This window comes from Streptomyces sp. NPDC056160 (assembly GCF_042268205.1).
Taxonomy (GTDB): domain Bacteria; phylum Actinomycetota; class Actinomycetes; order Streptomycetales; family Streptomycetaceae; genus Streptomyces.
This window is the reverse complement of the sequence record NZ_JBHJUW010000240.1, coordinates 1-7211: the sequence shown is the minus strand read 5'-3', so window position 1 is coordinate 7211 and position 7211 is coordinate 1. Positions and strand designations below refer to the sequence as shown.

5 protein-coding genes and 2 pseudogenes are annotated in these 7211 nt (G+C 69.4%); 6 read left to right on the top strand and 1 reads right to left on the bottom strand.

What is annotated here, in order from left to right:
* Positions 1-474 precede the first annotated feature (474 nt).
* Together ACFC02_RS40680 and ACFC02_RS40675 are read left to right on the top strand one after the other, a co-directional pair.
* A complete protein-coding gene (locus tag ACFC02_RS40680) occupies positions 475-954 on the top strand; it encodes a hypothetical protein (RefSeq protein ID WP_376367758.1) in 480 nt (159 codons plus the stop codon).
* Between the two features lie 29 nt (positions 955-983).
* Positions 984-1169: a hypothetical protein gene (locus ACFC02_RS40675; protein WP_376367756.1), complete on the top strand. Its 186-nt coding sequence runs from the start codon at positions 984-986 to the stop codon at positions 1167-1169.
* A 68-nt stretch (positions 1170-1237) separates the two neighbouring features.
* Here ACFC02_RS40675 and ACFC02_RS40670 read toward each other — a convergent pair whose 3' ends face one another.
* The gene (locus ACFC02_RS40670; RefSeq protein WP_376367760.1) at positions 1238-2176 is read right to left on the bottom strand and encodes an alpha/beta fold hydrolase; all 939 of its coding nucleotides are present in this window, start codon (positions 2174-2176) and stop codon (positions 1238-1240) included.
* 105 nt (positions 2177-2281) lie between these two features.
* Here ACFC02_RS40670 and ACFC02_RS40665 point away from each other — a divergent pair, with 105 nt between their 5' ends.
* From ACFC02_RS40665 to ACFC02_RS40650, 4 genes and pseudogenes are all read left to right on the top strand, one after another.
* A complete protein-coding gene (locus ACFC02_RS40665) occupies positions 2282-2908 on the top strand; it encodes a TetR/AcrR family transcriptional regulator (protein WP_376367754.1) in 627 nt (208 codons plus the stop codon).
* Between the two features lie 89 nt (positions 2909-2997).
* Positions 2998-4026 carry an aminoglycoside phosphotransferase family protein gene (locus ACFC02_RS40660; protein WP_376367752.1) on the top strand — a complete coding sequence of 343 codons (1029 nt, stop codon included), beginning with the start codon at positions 2998-3000 and terminating at the stop codon, positions 4024-4026.
* 454 nt (positions 4027-4480) lie between these two features.
* A pseudogene (locus ACFC02_RS40655) lies at positions 4481-6166 on the top strand (beta-L-arabinofuranosidase domain-containing protein); the annotation flags it as partial.
* Between the two features lie 318 nt (positions 6167-6484).
* A pseudogene (locus ACFC02_RS40650) lies at positions 6485-6937 on the top strand (ATP-binding cassette domain-containing protein); the annotation flags it as partial.
* Positions 6938-7211 lie beyond the last annotated feature (274 nt).

Here is a 7211-nt window from a genome sequence, read left to right as displayed (position 1 = left end):
GCGACAGGGGCGACTACTGAGAACAGCCCCACCACCGCACCACACGCACCACGCCGCAGGACGGAGAACCCCGGCCCGCCGTAATCGGGCCGGGGTTCTCATCTGGGCGACAACCCGGGAGCATCCCACCGGGACACCCGCACCAGACCGTCACCCCGACAGCCCACGCACCTGTCACGCCATACTAAACGCCGCCCACAGGCCTCGCGCCCCGCACCGGCGGCCCGCCCCTGGCCCTACCGTCTCATTCACCACCGACTCCTGCCCCAGCACGCTCCGTTGACGCGCCGGCCCGGGCAACGGCCACCACGCGCCACCGGCGACCGGGATACACCCGAACAGGTGACCAGAGCGCGAGCCACACACCCCCCCCCCGGCCACTCCCCCGCATGCCGCGGCCCGCACCTCGGGGCGCGACGGCGCGCACGACCACACGGCACCTTCTCCACCCGCAAACGCTACGGGACGAGTGACATGGACATCCGCCTCGTGGAGGACGCCAGCGACGACACCTACGTCCTGAAAATCCTCGACATCACCCTGACCCCCTCCTACCCATGTCTTGGCCGCCCGCTTCGCTGGACCATGAGCAGCCGGCTCAAGGAAACCGTCGACCTCACCCAGGTCACCTGCACCGTGACCATGAAGATCGGCCCGGTGAAAATGCTCGACAGGACCTACCCGCTGCCCGACCTGCTCACGCACATGGGTACGAGCCTTTCCGGCAACCCGCACCCGCCCGCCGGACCGTGGCGACAGACATGGGACCTGTACATCCCCAGAACAGTCCCGGTCGCCAGACACCGCATCCACCTGCGCGCACGGACGACGGACGGCAAGAACTTCCTCGCGCTGAACATCCCCCTCGACTTCAGCCACCGCTACCGCCCCACCCTCGGCCCCATCCCGTACAACCACCCGCACAACAGCACGGAACTCAGCCGGGCCCTATGACTGAACGACAAGCACAGCACCCTGAACCCGTGGTCCACGAGGACGTCGTCCAGCGCCGGGTAGCCGGACCCCACCGGGCCGACGGCACCCTTGACCGGCACGCGGTCCAGCCGGACGTCGAACTCCGCCACGGCGAGACATCCACTGACAGCGGTGGCCTCCTCCCTCTGCGGCAGGGCTGGGCCCCGCCCGGAGCGTCCCTTCCGCTGGAGTGACGGCGGGCAGGGATCGACTGCCCGGACGGATACGTGTGCGTCCACCCCGGGATCAGCTTCATCGACGATCACGGTCGGTTCCGAGAGTCGGCGTCATCCATGAAGCTCAGCATCTTGGCGTCGAGCAGGTCCGGGTGGTCGATCGCGGGGCCGTGGCCGGTGCCGGCGACGATCTCGGCACGGGCCCCGGGGATCAAGCGCGGCACCCGCTCCAGTTGGCGCTCGGGGTGCACGAGCAGGCTGCGCTTGCCGAGGACGAGGTGGAGCGGGGTGCGGATGGTGCGCAGTTCCGCCTCGGTCAGCGGCAGAGGCGCGGGACGACGTATCCGGAAGGCACGGACGCTCGCCCTGACCATCGCGCGCAGTTCTGGCACGACGAGCACCGGCTGTTCCAGCCAGGCGGCGAGGCGTGGGCGCAGCGCCTTGGGGGCGAAGGTCGCGAAGAGGCTGATGAAGATCCAGGCGAAGAAGCGCAGGCCCACCTTCTCCAGGCCGCCGGGATCCAGCAGGGTGACCGAGGCGAGCCTGCTCGGCCTGCGGTGCGCCTGATTGAGTGCCAGCCAGCCGCCGTAGGAGGAACCGACGAGGTGGACGCGGTCGAGGCCGAGTACGTCGAGTGCCTCGTCGAGCCACTGGGCCGCACGTTCGGGCTGCCACATCGGTTCGCGCTGGACGCTGCGCCCGGGGTCGCCGGGGGTGTCGAGCGCGTAGACGGGACGTTCGGCACTGAGCCCCCGAGTGTTGGGGTACCACTGAGCGGAGCAGCCGCCGGCACCGTGGATCAGGACGACCGGCGTACGGGACTCGGCAGCGGGGTTCGCGGGGCCGTACCGGTAGACATGTGTGGTGGCGAAACTCGTCTCCACGTCCGTCTCGAACCGGACGGGTGCGCCCTTGGCGTACAGGGCGTCGCAGGCGGCGAAGTACCGGTCGCGCAGGGCGTCGTTCACATAGCGGCCGACGTCGCGGCGCGGGCGGTTTCGGGTGGTGGTCTCAGACACCGACAGCCCCTCTGGGAGATCCATTCTTCGTGATACGACCGTACCACGATATTGATACGGCGGTACCATAAAAGTGCCGAGACTCACCACTGACGGGCGGAGACACCACTCATGCCAAAGCGCGTGGACCACGACGAGCGGCGCGCCCAGATCGCCGAAGCGCTCATCCGCGTGGCGGGACGGCGCGGGCTGCACGCGGTCGGCATGCGGGACGTGGCAGCCGAGGCCGGGGTGTCCCTCCGGCTGGTGCAGTACTACTTCCAGACCAAGGAGAGACTGCTCTTCTACGGCCTCCAGCACCTGACGGCCCACTTCACCGCACGCGTTGACGCCCGCCTTCGCGCCACCGGACGGGTTCCGGGCCCCCGCGCGACCGTCGAGGCGCTGCTCCTGGCCTCGCTCCCGACCGACGAGGAGAGCCGCACCTTCCACCTCCTCTACACCTCGTACGCGATCCTGTCCGTGACCGACAAGGCACTCGCCGCCCAGCCCTTCGTCGACCAGCCCGACGCCGCCGAGAACGCCCTGGCCGACTTGCTCCGGCAGGCGCATGAGGCCGGGTTGACGGACCGCGCCATCGACCCGCGCACGGAGGCGATCAGCCTTCTCGCCATGACCGCGGCCATGGGGACCAGCATCCTCGTGGGCCAGCGGACACCGGAGTCGGCCATGGGAGTACTGCGCCACCACCTCGACCGGATCTTCACGGCCGAGCGAGGCCCCGCGACGCCGGCATGACCCCGGCGCGCCGCGACGGGGTTGGCGTGGACCGGCCGGTCTTCCGACTTGCTCCGCCGGCTGCGCTCAACACGTGGAAGGATGGGGCCGTGTGGTCACGACTGCCATGGGGGGAGAAGCTCCGGGCTGAGCTCGGTTCGCCCCGACGAGCCCGCAGGTTGGACAGCAGCCCGCGGTCACGAGTATGGCGAGCCGAGCTGTCGGGCGCACCAGTCGTGGTCAAGCAGCTCATCGACGGTCCGCAAGCAGCCGAGAGATACGCCCGCGAGGTGGCCGCCCTGCAACTCGCGTCCAGGGTCGACCCGCCCGTGGTGCCGATGCTCCTGGGCACCGACCCGGGCGAACGGGTGCTGGTCCTGGAGTACTTGGACCATCAGGCGCCGCGCGACGACTGGATGGTGGACTACGCGACGGCGTTGGCCCGGCTCCACGCCGCCGCAGGCGCTGACGCCGCGGGCACTCTTCCGACCTGGTCGGGCCCTACCCAGGAGGATGCCGACTCTTTTCTCCGGCTTGCCCAGACGCTCGGTGTGGCGATGCCGGCCGGCGCCCGAACCGACGTGGACGGTCTGGTGAACCGCCTGACCCGTGCACAGGGCCATGCCCTGCTGCACGGCGACCCCTGTCCCGGCAACGACATCCACACCGGCACCGGCGTACGGTTCGTCGACTTCGAGCAGGCCGCGGCGGGCAACGGTCTCGTGGAACTCGCCTACCTGCGCATCGGCTTCCCGACCTGCTGGTGCGCCACCGCTCCCGCCCCCGACGTGCTGAACGCCGCGGAGACCGCCTACCGCACGGCATGGCGTGACGCGAGCGGCACCGAGGTCCAGGGCGATCTCACGGACGCGTGTGCCGGCTGGCTCCTACGGGGCGATGCCCTGGTTCAGCGAGCCCAGCGCGGGACCGTCGATCACTTGGGCGAGATTCCGGACCGCGACTGGAAATGGGGCACGGCGACTGCTCGTCAGCGGCTGGTGCACCGTCTCCGGGTCGTCAGTCGGATGACCGCTGGGAGCGGTGAGCTGAAGGATCTCGGAAGGCTCGCCGCGGCCATGCGCGAGAGCATGCTCACCCGCTGGCCCGCCCTTCAGCCGCTGCCCGCGCGACGGCCGTAGATGCCTTCCGCCAGGCAGCCCGGCCGCAGCGAAGTTCTGAACCGCAGTTACGGACATGCCCTCACCCGAGGATGAGGCCCGGCCCTTTCGCCCTGGTCCGTGGTCCGTGGTCAGGACGGCAGAGCGGAGTGATCGAACGGGCTCCGCTCCCATTGACAGCCCAGAAAAGGCTCCCATACTGTCAGGCAGAACTTCGAACGGCATTCGATATATCGAACAAGCGTGAAGAGCCGCTCCTCCCCGAGGCGCCGGTGTGATTCCAACGGCGCCTCAGTCCGCTCCTTTCCACCACGCCTCCGCGCCACATGCGCGTTTCGCAAGTCACGGTCCACCCCGGCCGCAATCCGGTGACCCCCGCCCGTCCATGACTCCCTGAAGCTTCACACCGGTCATTCGCGGCCCGCGGCGTCACACCGGTCATTCGTGGCCTTTTGGCATCACAGAGGAGACCGCCATGTCCGAACTCCCACGCCGTGACCTTCTGCGGCTCACCGCGCTCGCCACCGCCATACCGGCGTTCCAGACAATGTTCCCCGCAGCGGCCGGAGCAGCGACGGCCGGGACGGCGGGCGCGGACTCCAAGGCCGGCCTCACACGGGCACCCGCCGTCGCAACGCCCTCGTCCTGGGTCGTCAAGCCGTTCGACAACGCCCGAGTGACGCTCGGTCCGAGCCTGTTCACCGACAACCGCGACCGCGTACTGAACTTCCTCCACGCCTACCCAGCCGACCGCATGCTCGCCGTCTTCCGCACCAACGCCGGGCTGGACACCCGCGGGGCGGAGCCGCCCGGCGGCTGGGAGACCGCCGACGGCAACCTCAGGGGCCACTACACCGGACACTTCCTCAGCGCCCTCGGCCTGGCGTACGCCGGCACCGGCGAGCAGGCCTACAAGGAGAAGGCCGACTACATGGTCACCGCACTCGGCGAGTGCCAGAACGCCCTGGCCACGCTGGTCGGCACGGACGACCCCAGGGCGCCCAGCCGCGCCGGCTACCTGGCCGCGTATCCGGAGACGCAGTACATCCTGCTGGAGCAGTACGCGACGTACCCGAGGATCTGGGCTCCCTGGTACACCTGCCACATGATCATGCGCGGGCTGCTCGACGCCTACCGGCACGCGGGCAACGAGGAGGCACGCGGCATCGTGCTGGGGATGGGCGACTGGGCGTACGGCAGACTCGGCCATCTGCCGAGAACCCAGCTCGACCGGATGTGGAAGACCTACATCGCCGGCGAGTACAACGCGATGCCCGTGGTCATGGCGGATCTGTACGCCCTCACCGGCGAGGAGAAGTACCTGACGACCGCCAAGTGCTTCGACAACACCTACCTGTTCGAGGCCGCGGTGGCGAACCGGGACAGCCTCGACGGCGAGCACGCCAACCAGCACATCCCCCAGTACCAGGGCTATCTGGAGATCTACGAACAGACCGGGGAGAAGCGGTACTTCACCGCGGCGGAGAACTTCTGGGACATGGTGGTGCCCCACCGCACGTACGTCGACGGCGGTATGGCGGGCTCGGGGGAGATGCTCGGCGCGCGGGACGTCATCGCCGCGACCATCCAGCAGGACAACGCCGAGACCTGCTGCGTCTACAACATGCTCAAGCTGAGCCGCAGCCTGTTCTTCCATACCGCGGACCCGAAGTACATGCAGTACTACGAGCGGGCCCTGTACGGCCAGCTCCTCGCCTCGCGTGAGAACACCTCCAGCGACACCGACCCCCTGCTGACATACTTCGTGCCGGTGAATCCGGGGGCCCGGCGCGAGTACGACAACCTTGGCACCTGCTGCGGCGGCACCGGCCTGGAGACCCACGCGAAGTTCCAGGACGCCGTCTACTTCAGCTCCACCGACGGCTCCACCCTCTACGTGAACCTCTATCTGCCGTCCACGCTGAACTGGCCGGAGCGCGGACTGACCATCACCCAGTCCACCCATTACCCGACCGACCCGGCCGGCACCAGCACCCTGACCGTGACCGGCGGCGGGCGCCTCGACCTGAGACTGCGGGTGCCCTACTGGGCCGAGCGCGGCTTCACCGTCCGGGTCAACGGAGTACGGCAGCGCGTCGGTGCCACGCCGGGCGGCTACGTCTCGCTGAAGCGGACATGGCAGACCGGGGACCGCGTGGAGATCGCCGCACCGTTCACGCTGCGCATCGAACGTGCCCTGGACGACCCCGCCACCCAGGCCGTCGCCTACGGCCCGGTGCCCCTGGTGATCCGCAGTTCCGCCACGGAGTACCAGAACCTGACCCTGTACCGGGACTACCCCCTCAGCCGCGACCTGAGCCGGGCCATCCGCCCCACCGCAGAGCCCATGACGTTCACCGCCGGCGGCCTGACCCTGGTGCCCTTCTACCTCGACGACACCGACCACTACCACATGTACTTCAAGCGCGCCGAACCCGAGATCGTCTTCGGGGACACGGCCACCGGCGTCGGGAACCGGCCCGGGGCGTGCGGTCTGACGTTCCTCGACGAGGTCTGGGACCGGGGGCCGTTCCAGAACAGAGGCGGTCTGGTGAAGGCGGTCACCCGGGTCGCCGCTGCGAGGAAGGCGGGCGGAGTGGCGGCCGTGTCCGCGCTGCGGCGCTACGAACTCCAGGCCCAGGCCGACCAGACCTTCGAGTCGCTGTCCGGCGGCCAGCAGGCCCGCTTCCAGATCCTGCTGCTCGAACTGCAGGGTTCCACACTGCTGTTGCTGGACGAGCCCACGGACAACCTGGACCTGCACAGCGCCGAGGCCCTGGAGGCCGCTCTCGAACGCTTCGAGGGCACGGTCCTCGCGGTCACCCACGACCGCTGGTTCGCCCGCACCTTCGACCGGTTCGTCGTGCTCGACGACGACGGCGAGGTCCGCGAACACGACGGCCCGTACTGGGGCCCGGGCATCCCGGTCTGAGCCGGCCCGCCTCGGCCCCCGCGACGGTGCCGTCTTCGGCGTTGCCCGGCAGCCGGTCTCGGCGGGGTGGCCGCGTCAAGGACATGGGCCGCCACACACCGGAGGATCAAGTTCTCGGCGGCATACGGCACTTGGCCACCAGGGCCGGCCGCGTACACGGCCCCTACTTGGTGGTGTGCGTGGGGTAGACCTGGACGTCGGTGTAGGCGCCCTTGATGTCTCCCGCGTCCGCGGGCCACTTCAGGGTCACGGTGTGGGTCTCGTTCGGGGGCGT